Origin of the sequence: Luteipulveratus mongoliensis, from assembly GCF_001190945.1 — a bacterium.
Taxonomy (GTDB): domain Bacteria; phylum Actinomycetota; class Actinomycetes; order Actinomycetales; family Dermatophilaceae; genus Luteipulveratus; species Luteipulveratus mongoliensis.
In genome coordinates, this window is the sequence record NZ_CP011112.1 from 911,397 (window position 1) to 930,525 (window position 19,129).

Annotated in this window: 16 protein-coding genes; 7 read left to right on the forward strand and 9 right to left on the reverse strand. The window is 68.4% G+C overall.

Annotated elements, in window-relative coordinates:
* Positions 1–63: 63 nt before the first annotated feature.
* Positions 64–540: a GNAT family N-acetyltransferase gene (locus tag VV02_RS04245; RefSeq protein ID WP_245632990.1), complete on the reverse strand. Its 477-nt coding sequence runs from the start codon at positions 538–540 to the stop codon at positions 64–66.
* A gap of 25 nt (positions 541–565) precedes the next feature.
* Here VV02_RS04245 and VV02_RS04250 point away from each other — a divergent pair, with 25 nt between their 5' ends.
* From VV02_RS04250 to VV02_RS04275, 6 genes are all read left to right on the forward strand, one after another.
* Positions 566–1,312 (forward strand): GNAT family N-acetyltransferase, encoded by a 747-nt coding sequence (locus VV02_RS04250; RefSeq protein WP_245632991.1) that lies wholly within the window; start codon positions 566–568, stop codon positions 1,310–1,312.
* Between the two features lie 330 nt (positions 1,313–1,642).
* Entirely contained in the window at positions 1,643–2,569 is a 927-nt protein-coding gene (locus tag VV02_RS04255) for a quinone oxidoreductase family protein (RefSeq protein WP_052590113.1), read from the forward strand.
* Positions 2,570–2,709: 140 nt separating this feature from the next.
* A complete protein-coding gene (locus tag VV02_RS04260; RefSeq protein WP_052590115.1) occupies positions 2,710–3,693 on the forward strand; it encodes an ABC transporter permease in 984 nt (327 codons plus the stop codon).
* The gene (locus VV02_RS04265) at positions 3,690–4,595 is read left to right on the forward strand and encodes an ABC transporter permease (protein ID WP_052590117.1); all 906 of its coding nucleotides are present in this window, start codon (positions 3,690–3,692) and stop codon (positions 4,593–4,595) included. The genes VV02_RS04260 and VV02_RS04265 overlap by 4 nt, the downstream gene beginning before the upstream one ends.
* Positions 4,592–6,664 carry a dipeptide ABC transporter ATP-binding protein gene (locus VV02_RS04270; RefSeq protein WP_052590119.1) on the forward strand — a complete coding sequence of 691 codons (2,073 nt, stop codon included), beginning with the start codon at positions 4,592–4,594 and terminating at the stop codon, positions 6,662–6,664. The genes VV02_RS04265 and VV02_RS04270 overlap by 4 nt, the downstream gene beginning before the upstream one ends.
* Before the next feature lie 11 nt (positions 6,665–6,675).
* The gene (locus VV02_RS04275) at positions 6,676–8,379 is read left to right on the forward strand and encodes an ABC transporter family substrate-binding protein (protein WP_052590121.1); all 1,704 of its coding nucleotides are present in this window, start codon (positions 6,676–6,678) and stop codon (positions 8,377–8,379) included.
* Between the two features lie 67 nt (positions 8,380–8,446).
* Here the strand turns inward: VV02_RS04275 and VV02_RS04280 are convergent, their stop codons facing one another.
* The 8 genes from VV02_RS04280 to VV02_RS04315 form a co-directional block, all read right to left on the reverse strand.
* Complete coding sequence (locus VV02_RS04280; protein WP_052589906.1) at positions 8,447–9,562, reverse strand: IS30 family transposase; 1,116 nt, start codon at positions 9,560–9,562, stop codon at positions 8,447–8,449.
* Positions 9,563–9,651: 89 nt separating this feature from the next.
* The gene (locus VV02_RS04285) at positions 9,652–10,653 is read right to left on the reverse strand and encodes a sugar phosphate isomerase/epimerase family protein (RefSeq protein WP_052590125.1); all 1,002 of its coding nucleotides are present in this window, start codon (positions 10,651–10,653) and stop codon (positions 9,652–9,654) included.
* Complete coding sequence (locus VV02_RS04290; RefSeq protein WP_052590127.1) at positions 10,653–11,822, reverse strand: Gfo/Idh/MocA family protein; 1,170 nt, start codon at positions 11,820–11,822, stop codon at positions 10,653–10,655. Before VV02_RS04290 ends, VV02_RS04285 begins: the two co-directional genes overlap by 1 nt.
* A complete protein-coding gene (locus VV02_RS04295; protein WP_245632992.1) occupies positions 11,819–12,712 on the reverse strand; it encodes a sugar phosphate isomerase/epimerase family protein in 894 nt (297 codons plus the stop codon). The genes VV02_RS04290 and VV02_RS04295 overlap by 4 nt, the downstream gene beginning before the upstream one ends.
* On the reverse strand, positions 12,709–13,953 hold the full coding sequence (locus VV02_RS04300) for a substrate-binding domain-containing protein (protein WP_052590131.1): 1,245 nt from the start codon (positions 13,951–13,953) through the stop codon (positions 12,709–12,711). The genes VV02_RS04295 and VV02_RS04300 overlap by 4 nt, the downstream gene beginning before the upstream one ends.
* Positions 13,950–15,092: an ABC transporter permease gene (locus VV02_RS04305; RefSeq protein WP_425412252.1), complete on the reverse strand. Its 1,143-nt coding sequence runs from the start codon at positions 15,090–15,092 to the stop codon at positions 13,950–13,952. Before VV02_RS04305 ends, VV02_RS04300 begins: the two co-directional genes overlap by 4 nt.
* Positions 15,089–16,087 (reverse strand): ABC transporter permease, encoded by a 999-nt coding sequence (locus VV02_RS04310; RefSeq protein WP_052590132.1) that lies wholly within the window; start codon positions 16,085–16,087, stop codon positions 15,089–15,091. Before VV02_RS04310 ends, VV02_RS04305 begins: the two co-directional genes overlap by 4 nt.
* On the reverse strand, positions 16,084–17,598 hold the full coding sequence (locus VV02_RS04315; RefSeq protein ID WP_052590134.1) for a sugar ABC transporter ATP-binding protein: 1,515 nt from the start codon (positions 17,596–17,598) through the stop codon (positions 16,084–16,086). Before VV02_RS04315 ends, VV02_RS04310 begins: the two co-directional genes overlap by 4 nt.
* Positions 17,599–17,692: 94 nt before the next feature.
* Between VV02_RS04315 and VV02_RS04320 the strand changes: the two genes are divergently transcribed.
* Positions 17,693–18,871 carry an ROK family transcriptional regulator gene (locus VV02_RS04320; protein WP_052590136.1) on the forward strand — a complete coding sequence of 393 codons (1,179 nt, stop codon included), beginning with the start codon at positions 17,693–17,695 and terminating at the stop codon, positions 18,869–18,871.
* Positions 18,872–19,129: the final 258 nt, after the last annotated feature.

A 19,129-nucleotide genomic window follows, 5' to 3' on the forward strand; every position in this document is an offset into this window, starting at 1 on the left:
GGATCGCCGACACTACTTCCGTAGTGACTAGTGTCACATGCGGACGCCGCCCATGAGGCTCGGTCAGAGCGCGAGCTTCATACCGTCGTGGCTCGCGGTGAACCCCAGCCGCTCGTAGAACGCCTTCGCCTCCGGGCGTGACTTGTCCGTCGTGAGCTGTACGAGGCCGGCCCCCCGCTCGCGGCTGTAGTCGATCGCCCACTCGAAAAGCCTTGTGCCCAAACCGGATCCGCGCTGGGAGGCCGCGACGCGTACGGACTCGATCTGCGCGCGCAGGACGCCGCCGCGGGACAGGCCGGGGATGAAGCTCAGCTGCAGTGTGCCGACGACGTCGTCGCCGTCGAGGACCACAGCCAGGAGCTGGTTGGGGTCGGCGTCGATACGGGCAAAGGCCGAGGCGTACGCCGGATCGTCGCCTGATCGCTCGCGGCCACTGCCGAGGTGGTCGTCGGCCAGGAGCCCGACGATCGCCGGCACCTGCTCCGCGCGTGCCCGCGCCACTCGAACTCCACCAGTCAGCTCGCCCACGATCTCTGTCACACCCCGCACCCTACGAAGTCGCCCAGTGGGCGCCGCGTGTGGTCCGGCGGACGGCACGATGGTGGCCATGGTGACGGTGGCCGATTGCGAGCGAGTGCAGTCCAGCTGGTTCCGGGCTCGGGCAGCCACCTTGGGCGGCGAGGTCTGGACCGACGACGAGGTGTTGTGGACCGACGGTCCTGACGGGATGAACCTGATGTTTCCGCGCGCTCTGACCGCGGCGGGCGTCCGTCGGGGTGTCGATCGCGCACGTGACCTGGGCCGCGACATCGTCGGGGTCTGGCTCAGTCTCGAGGTCGATCCGGCTCCGTTGGCCGAGGCCGGGTTCGAACGTGGCTGGTCGCCGTGGTGGATGACTGCTGACCTTGCCGACGTCCCGGTGACGCGCGACCCGAGGGTCGGTCTCGAGCAGGACAGCTCGGACTACGAGGGCGAGTTCGCCTCGTACCGCGAGCAGTTGGCGCTCACTCGTCAGCGGCCGGCTCGTGCCTGGTACGCCGCCGCGCACACTCCGGGCCACTTCGCCGGACGAGCCTGGTCGTACCGGGACGGCGATCTTGCGGGCGTCTTCGACATGGAGGTCTGGCCCGAGTTCCAGCGCACCGGGCTCGGCACCGCACTTCTCGCGACGGTCTGCGCCGCTGCCCGGGAGGCGGGCGCCGAGCACGCCGTGCTCAACGCGACCCCTGACGGCGAGCGGCTTTACCGGACCTGCGGTTTCCGTCGGATCGGTGAGGGCATCACGTGGTGGCACCACCTCGGGAACGGCTGACGGCTGGCCCAGACACGCGACCGGTGGCCCACCCAGGAATGGGCCACCCGTCAAGCATGTGGGCCACTCGTCGCCAGTCGAGTAGGCGAGCCGCACCCGCCGGTCGAGTAGGCGAGCCGCACCCGCCGGTCGAGTAGGCGAGCCGCACCCGCCGGTCGAGTAGGCGAGCCGCACCCGCCGGTCGAGTAGGCGAGCCCCATAGGGCGAGGCGTATCGAGACCAGCCGCACGCGGGCACCTGGTCTCGATACGCCTCCGCTAGCGCTCCGACTACTCGACCAGCGTGGGGTGGGGTTGACTTCAAGTTCACTTTAATTTCTACGGTGAGCGCATGACGGAGCAGACGAAGAGCAGAGCGATGGCGTTCGACGAGCCGGGAGGACCGGAGTCGCTACGGCTGATCGAGCGGGACGTACCTCAGCCGGCGGCCGGCCAGGTGCGGATCCGGGTGCGGGCGGCCGGCGTGCAGCCGTACGACGCCGCCGTGGTCGACGGCTGGGCGCCACCGGGTGCGAACACCAGGCGACCCGTGATCCCCGGCAACGAGTTCGCCGGCCTGGTCGACGCGCTCGGGGCAGGCGTCACCGGAGTTGCCGTCGGTGACGAGGTGCTCGGGTTCGGGCAGCTCGGGTGCTATGCGGAGCATCTGGTGATCCCTTCCGACCAGATCACGCCGAAGCCTGCGGCGATGCCGTGGGAGGTGGCGGGTGGGTTCACCGCGGGTGCGCAGACTGCGCATATTGCGTTGGAGATGCTGGAGATTGGGCCGGACGAGGTGCTGCTCGTGCATGGTGCTGCGGGCGGTGTCGGGCAGATCGCGGTGCAGCTCGGACGGCTCGCAGGGGCCCGTGTCCTCGGTGGTGCACGGCCGGAGCATCACGAACGACTGCGCGCTCTCGGCGTCGAAACCTTTGACTACACAGAGGGATTCGTCGATCGCCTCCGCGCTCTCGCTCCGAACGGAGTGGATGCGGTGCTCGATGCGGTGGGTGGCGACATCCTCGACGCCACCGTGGGGCTCGCCCATGACCGGTCGCGCGTCATCACCCTCGTGGAGCACGGTCGCGCCGCCGAGCTGGGCATCGGCGTGACCGAGAACCGTCGCTCTGCCGAACGGCTCTCGGCGCTTGCGGCCCTCCAGGCGGCGGGCGATATCGACTTCCGGGTGCGCGAGACCTTCCCACTGGAGGAGGCGCCCGCCGCGCTGAAGGCGTTGCGAGCCGGCGGCGGCGGCAAGGTGGTGCTGACGATCGACTGAGTCCGGGCGTACGCGGGGGAGTGTCGGGACCCCTGGTGAGGCTCCGCGTCTTCCTGGTATATAACTTCTGCTTACAGTGATGTGAGCATGACGTTATGCGGTTGGTGCGATGCCGGCCGCTACCAGGGGGAAGGCGATCGGTGTTCCAGTTCGTTGCGAGGCGGGTCGTCGGGTGGTTGGCGATGACGGTCGCGGCCACCAATGTGACCTACGTGCTCGCCGGGATCTTCCTCGATCCACGGTCCAACTACCGCGAGACCCGGCCGGTCCCCAGCACCGAGCGCATCGACCAGGCGCTGCATCCGTACAACCTCGACCCGCGCGTGCCACTGACCGAGCGATGGTGGCACTGGGCCAAGGACGTTGTCCTGCACTTCGACTGGGGACGGTCGCCGAGCGGCACGTCGGTCAACACGGCCATCGGCTACCGCGTCGGAGTCAGCGCTCAGCTGGTGCTGCTGGCCACCGTGCTCATGGTCTTCATCGGGGTGGGCCTCGGCGTCTACACCGCGTCCCGGCAGTACCAGTGGCAGGACCGCGTTCTGCAGGGGCTGTCGATCCTGCTCTACAACGTGCCCACGGTCGTGGCTGCGCTCGCGCTGGTCTTCGGCGCCGTCCGGCTGAATGAGTGGCTGGGGCACCGCGTGCTGTTCGTCTCGGACTCCAGCTCACCTGAGGTGAGCGGTCTGCTGGCGAGCGTGGTCGACAGGCTGGGGCACCTGGTCCTCCCGACCATCTCGCTGACGGTGCTCGGCTACGTCGGCTACCACCTCACGCAGCGCTCGTTGTTGCTGGACACCATGAACGCCGACTTCGTCCGGACCGCACGTGCGACCGGGCTGACCCGGCAGCAGGCCGTACGACGCCACGCCCTGCGTGCGTCCCTCATCCCGACGGCCAGCTCGGTGGCCTTCACGATCCCGGCCATCTTCACCGGCGCCGTACTGACCGAGAGCATCTTCGGGTGGCACGGCATGGGGGAGTACTTCACCCTCACGATCACCCGCAACGACGTGCACGGGGTGACAGCCGTGGCCGCGTTCGGGGCCCTGATGACCGCGATCGGCGCGATCCTCGCCGACATCGCCACGGTCTTCCTCGACCCGAGAGTGCGACTCCGATGAGCGCCGCAGTGGTCGAGAGCGCAGCCGCCTCCGGCGTACCGACGACACGGCTCGGCCGGCGTCGGCTCTACGTCCGCCGTTTCGCGCGCAACCGCAGTGCGCTCGTCGGCGTCGTGATCTTTGCCGCGCTCGTGCTGTTCAGTCTGCTCGGCTCGTGGTTCACCGATCACACCTACCTGGACAACGACTTTCTGGCTCTGACTCAGTCGCCGAGCAGGACGCACTGGTTCGGGACGACGCAAGGTGGCAACGATGTGTACGCCCAAGTCGTGCACGGCCTCCGGCGCTCGCTCGTGATCGCGGTGGCAGTGTCCGTGCTGACCCTGGTGATTGCCGCGTTGGTGGGTGCCGGAGCGGCGTACGTCGGTGGCCTGACTGAGCGAATCTCGTTGGGAGTCATCCACTTCCTGCTGGTCGTCCCGTCATTCCTGATCCTCGCGCTGATCTCGCACAAGGTGGCCGGGGACTGGCGTGTGCTGATCCTGGTGCTCACCGCCTTCGGATGGATGACCACGGCGCGAGTGATCTGGGCGCAGTCGACCTCGTTGCGCGATCGCGACTTCGTCCGGGCAGCGGAGTTCATGGGCGTCGGCACGGCCCGCATCATCGTCCGCCACATCATTCCCAACATCGGCTCGTACCTGATCATCAATCTGACCCTCGGAATCGTCTCGACCGTATTGAGCGAAACCGCTTTGTCCTTCTTGGGATTCGGCATCAAGGCTCCCGACGTGTCGCTGGGGACGATGCTTGCCGACGGCTCGAGCAGCATCACCACGGCGCCTTGGTTGCTGGCGTTCCCCGCGGGAGTCCTGGTGCTGCTCACGGTGTCGGTCACGCTGATCGGAGACGGCATCCGTGATGCAGCCGACCCGACCTCGAAGGTGGGTGCGCTCTCGTGAGTGACCGCGATCCCGTCCTGTCCGTCCGCGACCTGCAGATCCGATTCGCCTCCGAGGCCGGGCCGGTCCATGCCGTACGAGGCGTGAGCTTCGACCTGTACGCCGGACAGACCTTGAGCCTGGTCGGTGAGTCCGGGTCCGGGAAGTCCGCGGTCGCCTCCGGCATCATCGGGCTGCTGCCGGACGCCGCGGCCGTGACGGGCGAGGTTCGTCTCGACGGTCAGCAGCTGGTCGGACTGCCCGATAAGCAGATGTCGGCCTTGCGCGGCAGCCAGATCGGCATGGTCTTCCAGGACCCGCTGTCCGCCCTGACACCGATCTTCACGGTCGGCCGACAGCTGTCCGACGCCGTGCGGGTGCATCAGCGGATCGGCAAGGACGCCGCGTGGCGACGTGCCGTCGAGCTGCTGGACCTGGTCGGCATTCCCGATCCGGTACGTCGAGCGGACTCCTTCCCGCACGAGCTGTCCGGCGGTATGCGGCAGCGCGTGGTCATCGCGCTGGCCATCGCCAACGACCCGGCTGTGATCGTGGCGGATGAGCCGACGACGGCGCTGGATGTCACCGTGCAGGCGCAGATCCTCGATGTGCTCGGCACGGCGCAGCGCGAGACCGGCGCCGCGCTCTTGCTGATCACGCACGACCTCGGCGTCGTCGCGGGTCAGGCCGACGAGGTCGCCGTGATGTACGCCGGTCGCATCGTCGAGCAGGCACCGGTCGATGACCTGTTCGCCCGGCCGACCATGCCCTACACGGCGGGTCTGCTCGCAGCTCTCCCGAGGATCGACGCCCCGACCGGATCGCCGCTGAGCAGTATCGACGGCGACCCGCCCACCCTCCTCGCGGAGCCCCTGGGCTGTCCGTTCGCTGCGCGCTGCCCAGCGGCGGAAGCAGCGTGCAGCACTGCCGAACCGCCTTTGCTACCAACGCAGGACGAGCACCTGGTCGCTTGCGCGCGTACCCACGAGATCCTGCAGGGCAGCCTCAACCCGGCGGCCCTGTTCCCTGCGGTCGAGTCCGACGGCCACGCCGTTTCGGATGCGACGGGGTCCGCGCTGACCGTGCGTGGTCTCACCAAGACCTTCCCGATCCGCAAAGGCCGAGTCGTCCGCCGCGCGGTCGGGTCGCTGACCGCAGTCGATCAGGTGGATCTGGACCTCGCGCGTGGGGAGACGCTGGCCCTGGTCGGTGAGTCCGGCAGCGGCAAGACGACCACCCTGCTGGAGCTGTTGCGGCTGGCTGCTCCAGAGCAGGGCTCCATCGAGGTGCTGGGCCACGCGGTGGACGCCGACCTCGATCGGCGCACCAAGGCAGAGCTGCGTCGCTCGCTGCAGATCGTCATGCAGGACCCGACCGGAGCGCTGGATCCACGGCTCCCAGTCTTCGACCTTCTGGCCGAGCCGTTGCAGGCAGCCCGCTACTCCCGCAACGCGATTCGCGAACGCGTGAGCACTCTGCTGGATCTGGTCGGGCTCGACCAGACCTCGGCCGACCGGTTCCCCAGCGCATTCTCCGGAGGTCAGCGTCAGCGCATCGGCATTGCGCGAGCCCTGGCGACCGAGCCCCAGGTCGTGGTCCTCGACGAGCCGGTGTCGGCGCTGGACGTCTCGGTCCAGGCGAGCATCCTCAACCTGTTGAGTCAGCTGCAGCGACGGCTCGGGCTGTCGTATCTGCTCGTCGCCCACGACCTCTCCGTCGTCCGCCACATCGCTGATCGTGTGGCCGTGATGTATCTCGGGCGCATCGTCGAAACAGCTTCTACGAGTGAGCTTTTCGCCCATCCGCGGCATCCCTACACCCGTGCGCTGCTCTCCGCGATCCCTGTGCCCGACCCACAGCGGGAGCGCGAGCGGGAGCGGATCGTACTGACCGGCGAGGCGACCCACCAAGACGGCGCAGGATGTCCCTTCGCCGGGCGATGTCCGGTCTTCCTGACGCTCGGCGAGCAGGACCAGCAGCGCTGCCGATCGCCTCAGTCGCTAGCCGGCGGCGAGGCAGAGCCCGACCACCTAGTCGCCTGCCACGTCGCGATGCGAAGCACCTCGACCCACGACCACGAACACGTTTGAGAGGCACCACCATGACCCGACCCAAGATCACGTACGCCGTTGCCCTGAGTGCGGCTCTCGCCGTCGCTCTCACGAGCTGCTCGAGCGACTCCGACGCAGGGGGCAAGAGCTCGACCGGCGCGGCGGCCGCGAGCCCGAAGGCAGCGAGCGCGGCCACGGACTACAACCCTCAGCCGTACGCGAACCTCAAGGACGGTGGGTCGTACACCACGGGCGGTTCGTTCAATGGTGACGACACCCAGGGCAACCGCTGGAACGTCAACGCCTCGCTGACCGGATCCCGGATCTGGGCCTGGTACAACCCCGTCGCGATCACGTTCTCGCCGGCCGGTGAGGTCCAGATCAACAAGGACTACTTCACCAGCGCCACCACCAAGAACGTCGGCACCAAGCAGCAGCTGACGATCACGATCAACCCGAAGGCCGTCTACAACGACGGCACGCCGATCGACTGGCGCTCGATCCAGGCCACCTGGCAGGTCAACAGCGGCAAGAACAAGGATCTCCAGATCGGCGGCACCCAGGGCTTCGACCAGATCGAGTCGGTCGTCCGGGGCGCGAGTGCCAAGCAGGCGGTCGTCACGTTCAAGCAGCCGTACGCCGCGTGGCCGGGGCTCTTCACGTCGTTCATCAACCCCAAGGCCGCGACGGTCGCGAACTTCAACAACGCCTACTCCAACAAGCTGCAGCCGTCCTGGGGCGCGGGGCCGTTCACCGTGCAGAGCTACGACCCCAACAGCAAGAAGATCGTGTTCGTCCGCAACCCGAAGTGGTGGGGCCGCAAGGGCAAGCTCGACAAGCGCATCTATCTCGACTTCGCCAAGAGCTCGGCCGGGATCAACGCCTTCAAGAACGGTCAGATCGACTACACGTCGCTGAGCACGCCGGAGGACATCAACCAGGTCAAGGGCCGGTCGGGCACCCAGCTGCGCAAGGGCGGCAGTCCGTTCGAGTACTACCTGTTCCTCAACGGCAAGTCGCCGGTGCTGTCCGACATCGTCGTACGCAAGGCCCTGCTCGGCTCCGTCAACCGCGCCGAGATCGCCAAGATCGAGTTCAACGGCCTGGACTACTCCGAGCCGCTGCCCGGCTCGTCGGTCTACTACAGCTTCCAGAAGGGCTACGAGGACAACGTCTCCAAGGTCCTGACGTTCGATCCGGCGCAGGCCGGCAAGGATCTCGACGCGGCAGGCTGGAAGCCCGGCAAGGACGGCATCCGAGAGAAGGGCGGCAAACAGCTCGTCGTCGAGTACGCCGTGTTCGACCCGGAGCCGATCGACAAGGCCGTGGCCGGATCTTTGACGGCCGCGCTCAAGAAGGTCGGGATCAAGGTCAACCTCAAGGTGCTGCCGGGCGAGCAGTGGGCCTCGACCATCAACCAGAACAAGTTCGACCTGGTCCTGTCCGGCAACCGCTCCCTCGACCCGTACGGGGTGACCGGGCTCGGCACGTTCTACGGCAGCTCCAATGACAGCAACATCACGCGGATCGGCAACGCCGGGATCGACAAGGAGATCGCGGCCGTCAGCAAGATCTCCGACCCGGTCGCACAGCAGAAGCAGGCCAATGCGGTCGAGCAGAAGGCACTCAAGCTCTACGGAGTGCTGCCGTTGTTCAGCGGCCCGTCGACCTACAGCGTCAAGAAGGGCCTGGCCAACGTCGGCGCGTCGATCTTCCTCAGCCCGCTGCCGGAGACAGTCGGCTGGCAGAGGTAGGCACCGACCGGCGTACAACCGAGTTTGGCCGATAGTGCAAGCCGCGTCGCTACCGAAATCCTTGGGTTCAGGGTGCTGTTGCAACGAGGAGTTCGTTGAGCTTCTCGGCGGGATTCTTCCACTGGTGTCGTTTGCGGGGTCGCCGGTTGAGCTCGATCGCGATCTGGTCGAGGTCGTTCTGGGTGTAGGTGCGGAAGTTGGTGCTGGTGCGGGGAAAGTACTGGCGTAGGAGCCCGTTGGTGTTCTCGTTGCTGCCGCGCTGCCAGGGTGAGTGCGGGTCGCAGAAGTAGACCTGGCAGCCGGTAGCGAGGGTGAATCGGGCGTGCTCAGCCATCTCGGCCCCTTGGTCCCAGGTCAACGACCTGGCCATGCTCACTGGCACCCTGCCCATCAGCTGGGTCAGTACGCCGATGACCTGCGCGCTGACTCGTGAGTGCGGCAGGGCGCCGAGCATGACGTACCCGGTGGTGCGTTCGACCAGAGTCACGATCGCGCTGGAACCGCGGGCGCCGATGACCAGGTCGCCTTCCCAGTGTCCTGGCACGGCCCGGTCGGCCGCCTCCGCAGGACGGGTCGAGATGTGCAAGCCCTCGATCCACGGTTTGCGGGACCGGGCCGCCGCGGCCGTGGCGCGGGAGCGTGGTTTACGCGTGGCTCGCCCTGAGCGCAGCGCGAGCTGCCGGCCGACCTCGGCGCGGAGGCTGCCGCGGCCCTGGATGTAGATGGCCTGGTAGATCGTCTCGTGTGACACCCACATCTCCGGCTGATTCGGGTACTGCGTACGCAGCCAGTGTGCGACCTGCTGCGGGGACCACCGTTCCCGCAGCAGGTCCGCGACGGTGTGCCACAGCAGCGGCAGCGGCCCACCCCACGACGGGCGCAGCTTCCCACCATGGCACCGGCGCGCCCGGACCCGGTACTGCCGCTGAGCCTGCCGGTGCTCATACACCCACCGATAGCACCCGCCCCGCCGGCCGGAACCGGCCGCGTGCCGCCCCGAGGGCGACCGCGCCCCAGACCCACCCATACGCGCACCCCGGTAGGAATGATTACGACGCACCTCTCGCCACACCGTGCTCCGATCCCGACCAAGCACCGCAGCGATCTGTGGAAACGTCAGGTCCTGACCGAACAGCACCTCGATCTGAGCACGCTCCGCGAGCGACAACCGCTTTCCAGGCATGAGCACATCCTTCGCCGTGCTCGTTGCAACAGCCCCTTGAAACCGCCAACTCGGGAAGCGACGCGGCTTGCACTATCGGCCGAGAAGGGTCAGTCCTGGGTGAAGGCGGCGTCGAACGATGAGGTGGGCGGCTGCAGGTCGAACCGGCGCAGGAACTCCAGCGCCTCGGGCGCGCCCTGCAGCCGGTCCATCCCCGCGTCCTCCCACTCGACCGAGATCGGCCCGCCGTAGCCGATCGCGGTGAGCGCCCGGAAGCAGTCCTCCCACGGCACGTCGCCGCGGCCGGTCGACACGAAGTCCCAGCCGCGGCGCGGGTCACCCCACGGGAGGTGAGAGGACAGCGCGCCGTTACGCCCACCGCCCAACCGCATCCGGGTGTCCTTGCAGTCGACGTGATAGATCCGGTCGGCGAAGTCGGTGATGAACGCGACGGGGTCGATCGCCTGCCACATCATGTGGCTCGGGTCCCAGTTCAGCCCGAACGCCTCGCGGTGCCCGATCGCCTCCAGCGTGCGGACCGTCGACCAGTAGTCGTACGCGATCTCGGACGGGTGCACCTCGTGGGCGAACCGCACGCCGCACTCGTCGAACACGTCCAGGATCGGGTTCCAGCGGTCGGCGAAGTCCTGGTAGCCCGCCTCGATACGCGCGGCCGGCACGGGCGGGAACATCGCGACGTACTGCCAGATCGATGAGCCGGTGAAGCCGACGACCGTGTCCACACCGAGACGCTGAGCGAGTCGCGCGGTGTGCTGCAGCTCCTCGGCCGCACGACGGCGTACGCCCTCGGGATCGCCGTCGCCCCAGACCTTTTCGCCGACGATGGCTTGGTGGCGCTCGTCGATCGGGTCGTCGCAGACCGCCTGCCCCTTGAGGTGGTTGGAGATCGCCCAGACCTTCAGCCCGTGTCGGCGCAGGATGTCCAGCCGACCCTCGACGTAGGCGTCGTCGTCCCAGCGCCACGCATCGAGATGCTCCCCGGAGACGGCGATCTCGAGTCCGTCGTAGCCCCACTTCGCGGCGTACGACGCGACCTCCTCGAGCGTGAGATCGGCCCACTGACCGGTGAAGAGGGTGAAGTTCCGGCCCATCAGCTGCTCCTTCGGGTCAACGCCTCGACAGGTGGGGCGTCGAGCGCGACCCGTGCCCCGCCCTGCGCATCGCTGTCCATGATCGCGGTCAGCACCCGCTGCACGGCCAGACCGTCCTCGAATGACGGCGTCGGCTCCGACCCTGCACCGATCGCGCGCAGGAAGTCGGAGGCCTGTGAGACGAACGTGTGGTCCCATCCGAGGATGTGCCCCGGCGGCCACCACGCCTGCAAATAGGGATGATTGGGCTCGGTCACCAGCACCCGGGTGGCCCCGGAGCCGGTGTCGACGTACAGCTCGTTGAGTGACTCCAGGTCGAACCGCAGCGATCCTTCGGAGCCGAACACCTCGACGAGCAGGGCGTTCTTGCGGCCGGTCGCCATCCGCGTCACCTCCAGGCTCGCGACGGCACCCGAGGCTGTGTGCAGCGTCGCCCAGGCCGCGTCATCGACGGTGACCGGCTCTGGCCCGTCGGGCCCGGGCCGCGCCGGCACGAACGTCCGCAGCGTTCCAGACACCGACTGCACCGGCTCGTTCAGCAGGAACTGCAGCAGGTCGACGGCGTGCGACGCGAGGTCGCCGAGGGCTCCGGACCCGGCCTCCTCGCGCCGCAGCCGCCAGGTCATCTCGGCTGACGCGTCGGACAGCCAGTCCTGCAGGTACGCGACGCGCACCTGGCGTACGTCGCCAATTCGCCCGTCCTGCACCATCTTTCGGGCGAGAACGAGCGCGGGAACGCGTCGGTAGTTGAAGCCCACCGTCGACTGCACGCCCTGACGGCGCGCGACAACGGCCGCCTCGACCATGCGCTCGCCCTCGTCGATCGAGTTGGCCAGGGGCTTCTCGACGATGACGTGCTTGCCGGCCTCCAGTGCAGCGACCGCGATCTCGGCGTGCGTGTGGCCGGGAGTGCAGATGTCGACGATCTGTACGTCGTCGCGCGCCAGCACTGCGCGCCAGTCGGTCTCCACGTCGGGCCACCCGAGCTGCGTGGCAACGGGACCGACCTGAGAGAGGTCGCGTCCCACCAGCACCCGCGGCTCGACCGCTGGCACGTCCGGATAGTGCGCCGTCACATTGCGCCAGGCGTGCGAGTGGGCCCGGCCCATGAAGGAGTAGCCAATGACAGCGACACCGAGCGGATTATGTTGCTTACCAAGTGAATTCATCGCGCCGCCTCCGTGTCGAGCGACCGGAGGAACACGAGTCCGTCACGAGCCAGGTCGTCCTGGGTCGCGGCGAGCGGCCGCCAGATCGAGGCAGCGACTGCGATGGTCGCGTTGTCGGCGGTGAAGCTCTCGATCACCAGCGGACCGTCGTAACCGACCTCGTCCAACGCCGACACGATGCCGTCCCAGTCGGTCTGGTCGCCGCCCGGCGCGCCACGGTCGTTGCCGCACACCTGCAGGTGCACCAGGTGCTGTCCGGCCAAGCGGATCGCGTCCGCGGACGAGCGCTCCTCGATGTTGAGGTGGTAGGTGTCCAGCGCCAGCCCAACCGGTCCGAGCAGGTCGCCGAGCCCGGTCATGGCCTGATCGACGGTGTTGACCAGCGACGTCTCGTAGCGGTTCAACGGCTCGATCCCGAGCTGTACGCCTGCTGCTGCGGCGTGCTCGACGACCGGCCCCAGACCTTCGCGCCAGCGGGCGTACGCCACCTCGCGCTCCGTCGGCGTCATCCGCCACACCCGCCCGGTCGTCGCGTAGAACGGCCCGCACACCGTGCGCGCACCGATACCGGCGGCGAGATCGATACAGGCGCGCAGGTAGTCCTGAGTTGCCGCGACGTCCGCGTCGCCCGCGACCAGATCCCGCCCTGGACCCATCGCACCGACGACGGTCGCACCGAGCCCGGTCGCCTCCAGGAGCGGACCGACGACCTCGGGCGTGAGGTCACCGGCCTGCTCCAACGGCAGCTCCACGACGTCGTACCCGAGCGCTGCGACCTTGCCGAACAGGTCGGGCGCGTCAGCATCGGTCAGCGGCGACGTCCAGACCCACGTGTTGATGCCGAGCGGCCGCGCGTCATGTGCCGGCCGCACGTCATGTGCCGGCCTCACGGCATGACGCGCTTCTGCCACACCGTCGGGTAGCCGGGAAGGTCCTCGCCGCCGTACTTGGCGTAGTGGCCATCGGGCATGCCCTGGTTGGCCTTGAGGTACGTCGCGCGCTCCGCCTTGGTGATCGGCGTCTGCGGCAGGACCCACTCCTTGGGTACCTGCTGGCCGGCGAAGATCTTCTGTAGGGCGAGCAACGGCGTACGCCACTGGAAGTTGGAGTAGACCGGCGCGAGGCCGTTGAGGCCGGTCTTGTCCCACTTGCGCAGGAAGCTCATCTCGTCCTCGCCGGTCATGACCGGGTAGCCCTTGCCGGCATCCTCGAACGCCTCAACGGCCGCGACCGCACCGTCACCCGCGTCCATCCACACGCCCTGCACATCGCCCTTGGCGAGCTCGTCGGAGACGATCTTCTTGATCTCGGCCGGGTCACCCTTGGTGAAGTGGTCGGTGGCCTTGATGCCCTTGGCCGCGAAGATCCGCTTGGCTGCCGCCCAACGGTGCTCCAGCACGTCGACGCCAGGCAGGATGCGCAGCGCGACGACCTTGTCGCCACTCTTGAGGTTGCTGGTGAGGAAGGTCGCGGTGTCGATGCCCCAGGCGTAGCCACCGACCGGGTGGATGAACGTCGTGGCGCACGTGGTGTTGACGCCGCGGTCGAAGACGACGACGGGTTTCTTTGTGGCACAAGCCCTTTCGACGGCCGGCGTCAGCGCCGCGGTCGAGCTCGGCGAGATGACGAATGCGTCGCAGCGACCCTCCTTGATGAAGTAGTCGATGTCGGAGATCTGCGCGTTGTCGTCGTCCTTGGCGTCGCGCGTCTCCATCGACGACAGCACGCCCGCGGTCTTCAGCGCGGCGAGCTGCTGGTTCATCGTGATCCAGCCGGTCTGTCGCCAGGGGTTGCTGATCGAGGCGTTGGAGAAGCAGACCTTCTTGGCACCGGTCGTCTTGTACGCCGTCGTGTCCGTCATCGGGCCGGGCAGATACTGCAGGTACGGCTTGGTCGCGTCACCGCTGAACTTCGCCGTGCGCTGGGTGTTCTCCTTGTCGTAGGTCGCCTGGCCGAACCACTTGTCGCCGGCGGTCTTGGAGGGGCTCGGAGCGGCGCTGTCGGCAGCGGGAGACTGAGCACCGGGTGCCGAGGTGCCGGCGTCCTCGGACCCGTCGGTCGAGCAGCCGGCCACGGTCAGCAGCATCGCCCCCGCCGCAGCCAGGGCAGCCTTTGGCATCGTTGTCCTCATCGGTCTTCTCCTGTGGTCGAGCCCGGGGTGGGCGAGGTGGTGTGGTCCGCGGCCTCCGGCCGGGACTGCAGAGTGGTGGGTGCCGTACGACGGGAGCGGGTCAGTCGGTCGCGCAGACCGCCCTGCCACGCCCGGCCGGACAGCGCGACGGCGACGATGATGATGAGTCCCTGCACGGTGTCCCGCCAGGTCGACTCGACGCCGCGGAAGTTGAGCAGCGTGAAGAGCAGCTCGAGCGCGAAAGCGCCCGCCGCCGCGGACAGCACCCAGCCGCGACCACCGCCGAGGACGACTCCGCCGAGCACGACGGCGGTGATGGCGGTGAACTCGTAGCCGCGGCCGACGGAGGGGTGCACGCCGGCGTACCCGACGAGGATGATCCCGGCGATGGTGGCCGACAACGAGGACAGGACGAAGGCTCGAGTCTTCAACAACCACAACGTTGTTCCGGCGAGGCGCGCTGCTTCAGGGTTGTCACCCGAAGCGACGAGGGTGCGGCCGAACGGTCGACGCATCAGCCACGCGGCCCCGACGCACACGACCGCCAGGATGATCGCCGGGTAGGGCAGCAGGTCGATGATCGGTACGCCGTCGAGGCCACCCCGGCCGATCTCACGGAACGAGTCGGCCGGGTTGCCGGTCGCCGCGCCACCGGTCAGGTAGAAGACGAGTCCCGACAGCGCGAGCATCGTGCCCAGCGTGACGATGAAGCTCGGCACGCGCAGCAGTGTGGTGGCCAGCCCGTTGACGACACCGATCGCTATGCCCACCAGCACCATCAGGGCCATGACCGGCAGGATCTTGTCCTCGTCCTGGCCGATGAGGTTGCCGGCCATCACGACCTGCGTGGTGACGACCGCGCCCATCGACAGGTCGAACTCGCCCGAGACGATCACGAAGTACTGACCGATCGCCGCGATCGCGATGGGCGCCGTACGACCGACGAACCTGATCAGCTGCGGCGGCTCACCGAAGCTGGGTGTCGAGGCGATCACCAGCACGAGCAGGACGATCACCAGAACGAACACACCGCCGCCAGGTGTCGCCGCGGCGCGCGCGGCACGACCGGCGAATGAGCCTCGCTCCAAAGTGAGTTCGGCTTTGGGCGCCTTGGGCACCTGGGTCGTCGACGCGGTCACGAGGTCTCCTCGATCGACTTCAGCAGGGTGGGTCGTTCGAACCGCGCCGGGCGACGGTCGATGTCGCGGCGGGCGTAGACCGCGACAGCCGCGACGATCACGACGCCGCGGACGACGTCTTTGAGGAACGGGTTGACCTCGAGCACGCCCATCACGTTGTCCATGACCGCGAAGATCGCGACGCCCGCGAGCGTGCCGGTGATGGTGCCCTTGCCGCCGGCGAGGACCGCACCGCCGAGCACGACGGCCGCGATCGACATCAGCGCGTAGTTGCCCTGCGTGCCGATGGTCGGGCTGCCGACGCTCAGCCGCGACAGCAGGAGCAGCCCGGCGACACCTGACAGCACCGCGCACAGCACGTGCGCGACGACGACGGGGAGCCAGGTCCGCAAACCCGACAGGCGAGCGACGTCCCGGTTGCCGCCGGTGGCGTACAGGTGATGACCCAGACGCGTCTGCCGCAGCAGCACGATCGCCAGCACCGCGCAGCCGAGCATGATCAGCGCCGAGATCGGGACGGGCCCGATCTGGGTGGCGCCGACGAGACGGAAGTCGCGGGGTGCAGAGCCGCTGCTGCCTTGGTAGTTGGAGGCGAGGTAGCCGCTGATCAGCAGCCCCATGCCGAGCGTCGCGATGAAGCCGTGCACGTCGAGGAAGGTCACGACCAGACCGTTGACCAGCCCGATCGCGGCGGCGACCCCGAGCGCGGCGAGCACGCCGGGAACGATGTCGGCGTCCTGGCCGGCCATCACACCGCCGGCGACGAGGCTGCAGAGCGAGACGACGTACGGCACGGAGAGATCGAGGCTGCCCGCGAGGATCACGAGCGTCTGCCCGACCGCGATGAACCCGAGCACGGACATCCCGGTCAGGATCGAGGACGTGTTGCCCGAGCTGAAGAAGTTGCGGCCCTGAGTGGCCGTCAGCACCGAGCCGACGACGATCGCGAGTGCGAGGACGCCGAAGACCAGACCGGTCGAGGTGAGCCGCTTCATCCGGCCGCTCCGACCGTGACCGCGCCGGTCGCGACGCCGAGGATCTGCTCCTCGGACGAGTCGGCCGGCAGCTCGCCCGCCAGCCGTCCCTCGCGCATCACGAGCACGCGGTCGGACATCCCGATGACCTCGGGTAGCTCGCTGGAGACCATCAGGATCGCGACGCCCTGGGCGGACAGCGCGCGCATCAGCTCATAGATCGAGTGCTTGGCGCCGACGTCGATGCCGCGGGTGGGCTCGTCCATCAGCACGACGCACGGCTCGGTGCCCAGCCAGCGCGCCAGGACGACCTTCTGCTGGTTGCCGCCGGAGAGGAACTGCACCTCCTGGTCGAGCGATCGCGCCGTCACGTCGAGCGAGGACAGCACGCCGGGCAGCGCGCGGCGAGCCTGCGGCGTACGACCGGGGAAGACCGAGCGGACGACACCGAGCCCGTTGTCCAGGACCGACTGCCGCAGCGCCAGGCCGGTCGCCTTGCGGTCCTCGGTGATGAGGGCGAGGCCGTGGCGTACGGCTCGGCGCGGCGAGCGCAGAGCCACCGGCTGCCCGTCCAGCAGGACCTCGCCACGGGTGATCGGCTGCACGCCGAATACGGCTTCCAGCAGCTCGGTGCGCCCCGAGCCCTGCAGCCCCGCGAGCCCGACGATCTCGCCGGAGCGCAGGGTGAGGTCGACGCCGTCCACGTAGCCGTTGCCGACGCCACGCAGCTCGAGTCGTACGTCGCCGGTCGTCGCCTCCGCCGGTCGCGGCGGGAACATCGCTGACATCGGTCGGCCAACCATGAGCCGTACGAGCGTGGCCTCGTCGAGCTCCGCGGCGGGCTTCGTCGCGACCTGGCGGCCGTCCTTGAGGACGGTGATCACGTCGCAGAGGTCGAAGACCTCCTTGAGCCGGTGTGAGACGTAGAGGATCGCGACGCCGCGGGCGGTCAGCCGCTCGATGATCCGGTAGAGCAGCGCGACCTCGTGCTCGGCGAGCGCAGCGGTCGGCTCGTCCATGGCGATGATCCGCGCGTCGTAGCTGAGCGCCTTGGCGATCTCGACGACCTGCTGCTCGGCCACCGACAGCGAGCGCACCTTGCTGTCCGCGCTCAGGCCGGGTACGCCGAGGTCGTCGAGCAGCTCCGTCGTCGCTCGTCGCATCCGGCCGCGATCGACCAGCCCGCGGCGGCGGGGCTCGCGGCCCAGGAAGATGTTCTCCGCGACCGTGCGCTCGGGCAGCAGGTTGAACTCCTGGAACACCGTCGAGACGCCGGCCTGCTGAGCCTGAACCGGGTGACCGAAGCGCTGCAGCTCGCCATCGATCTCGATGGTGCCGGCGTCGGGCTGATGGACGCCGGCGAGCAGCTTCATCAAGGTGGACTTGCCCGCGCCGTTCTCCCCGACCAGGCCGTGCACCTGTCCGGGCACGAGGTCGAGATCGGCGTCCTCAAGCACGGGCACGCCGAAGAACTGCTTGGTCAGGCCCCGGGTCCTCAGGAGCGGCTGCTGGGTGCTGGCGTCGTCGAGCACGGCCTCACTGTGACATGGATCACGGACTTCTGTCGATCATTCGTTAAAAGTGCATGGCTGGACGACATAAGTCCTCCGGTGGTTCACTTCCGGCATGCGCACCAGCGATGTGTTCGACCTCCTCCGGGACGGACAACCGCGTACCCGCGCCGATCTGGCGGAGGTCTCGGGCCTCGCGCGCTCCACGATCGCCAGCCGGATCGACGCGCTGATGCGGCTCGGTCTGGTCGCGCCGTACGGCGGTGGCCGCTCCACGGGCGGCCGTCCGCCCGCGCTCATCGCCTTCAACCCGGGGGCGCATGTCGTCGTCGGAGTCGACCTCGGAGCGACGCACGCGGTGGCCGCGCTGAGCGACCTGTCGGGGCAGGTGCTGGGCGAGGTCCGCGCCGACCTCGACATCGCCGACGGTCCGGACCCGGTGCTGGCGTGGGTGACGCAGGCGGTGCGAGATCTGGTCGGGACGCACCACCGGTCGATGAGTGAGCTGGCCGCGATCGGCATGGGCCTGCCCGGTCCGGTCGAGCACTCGACCGGTCGGCCGATCAACCCACCGATCATGCCGGGCTGGGACCGCCACGACGTCGTCGGCCACCTGCGTCGGGAGATCGACGTGCCGGTGCTGATCGACAACGACGTCAACATCATGGCGCTGGGGGAGCGACACCAGCACCTGCCGTCCGAAGCCGATCTGGTCTTCATCAAGGTGAGCACCGGCATCGGCGCCGGCATCATCTCCGGTGGTCGACTGCAGCGCGGCGCGCAAGGCACGGCCGGCGACCTCGGCCACGTGCACGTCGCGGGGTCCGATGACGTCGTCTGTCGGTGCGGCAACCGCGGGTGCCTGGAGGCCGTCGCCGCTGGGCCGGCGCTGGCCGCGTCGCTGCGATCCTCGGGCGTCGATGCCGAGACCGCGCACGACGTCGCGCAGCTCGTCCGCGCCGGCGACCTGAACGCCGTGCAGGTTGTTCGTCAGGCCGGGCGTGATCTCGGCGAGGTCGTCGCGACGCTCGTCAACCTCATCAACCCGTCCGTGGTCGTCATCGGTGGCTCGCTCGCGGTGGCCGACGAGCAGCTGATCGCGGGCATCCGCGAGATCGTCTACCAGCGGTCGCTCCCACTGGCCACTCAGCACCTGCGGATCGTGCCCTCGGTCGCCGGCGAGCGGGCCGGCGTCCTCGGGGCGGCCGCGATGGCCATCGAGCACGTGCTGTCCCCCGAAGCCATCGAGGCATCCACCCTCTCGTTGGTTGAACCGGCCCTCCCCGCTGGTTGAGCCGGCCCTCCCCGCTGGTTGAGCCGGGCGAAGCGCTAGCGAAGCCCGAGTCGAAACCCGGTGCGGCAAAAGGAGATTCAGCCGTTCGTGGTCACCCGGTTTCGACTCGGCTCGCCTAGCGGCTCGCCGGCTCAACCGGCGGATTCGGACTCGGCCCATGGCGTCGCGGCGGAGTGGGTGTCGATGTGTGAAGAAGTACAACGTTGTTGTGGATATGTACAACGAGGTTGTGCTTCTGCACGAGCCCCATGCCCCCAG

What these genes read in the sequence shown, in the direction of transcription:
- VV02_RS04255 (WP_052590113.1), top strand. Translation starts at nt 1,643, where the DNA reads ATGACGGAGCAGACGAAGAGCAGAGCGATGGCGTTCGACGAGCCGGGA.
- VV02_RS04265 (WP_052590117.1), top strand. Translation starts at nt 3,690, where the DNA reads ATGAGCGCCGCAGTGGTCGAGAGCGCAGCCGCCTCCGGCGTACCGACG.
- VV02_RS04275 (WP_052590121.1), top strand. Translation starts at nt 6,676, where the DNA reads ATGACCCGACCCAAGATCACGTACGCCGTTGCCCTGAGTGCGGCTCTC.
- VV02_RS04280 (WP_052589906.1), bottom strand. Translation starts at nt 9,562, where the DNA reads ATGCCTGGAAAGCGGTTGTCGCTCGCGGAGCGTGCTCAGATCGAGGTG.
- VV02_RS04285 (WP_052590125.1), bottom strand. Translation starts at nt 10,653, where the DNA reads ATGGGCCGGAACTTCACCCTCTTCACCGGTCAGTGGGCCGATCTCACG.
- VV02_RS04290 (WP_052590127.1), bottom strand. Translation starts at nt 11,822, where the DNA reads ATGAATTCACTTGGTAAGCAACATAATCCGCTCGGTGTCGCTGTCATT.
- VV02_RS04300 (WP_052590131.1), bottom strand. Translation starts at nt 13,953, where the DNA reads ATGAGGACAACGATGCCAAAGGCTGCCCTGGCTGCGGCGGGGGCGATG.
- VV02_RS04310 (WP_052590132.1), bottom strand. Translation starts at nt 16,087, where the DNA reads ATGAAGCGGCTCACCTCGACCGGTCTGGTCTTCGGCGTCCTCGCACTC.
- VV02_RS04320 (WP_052590136.1), top strand. Translation starts at nt 17,693, where the DNA reads ATGCGCACCAGCGATGTGTTCGACCTCCTCCGGGACGGACAACCGCGT.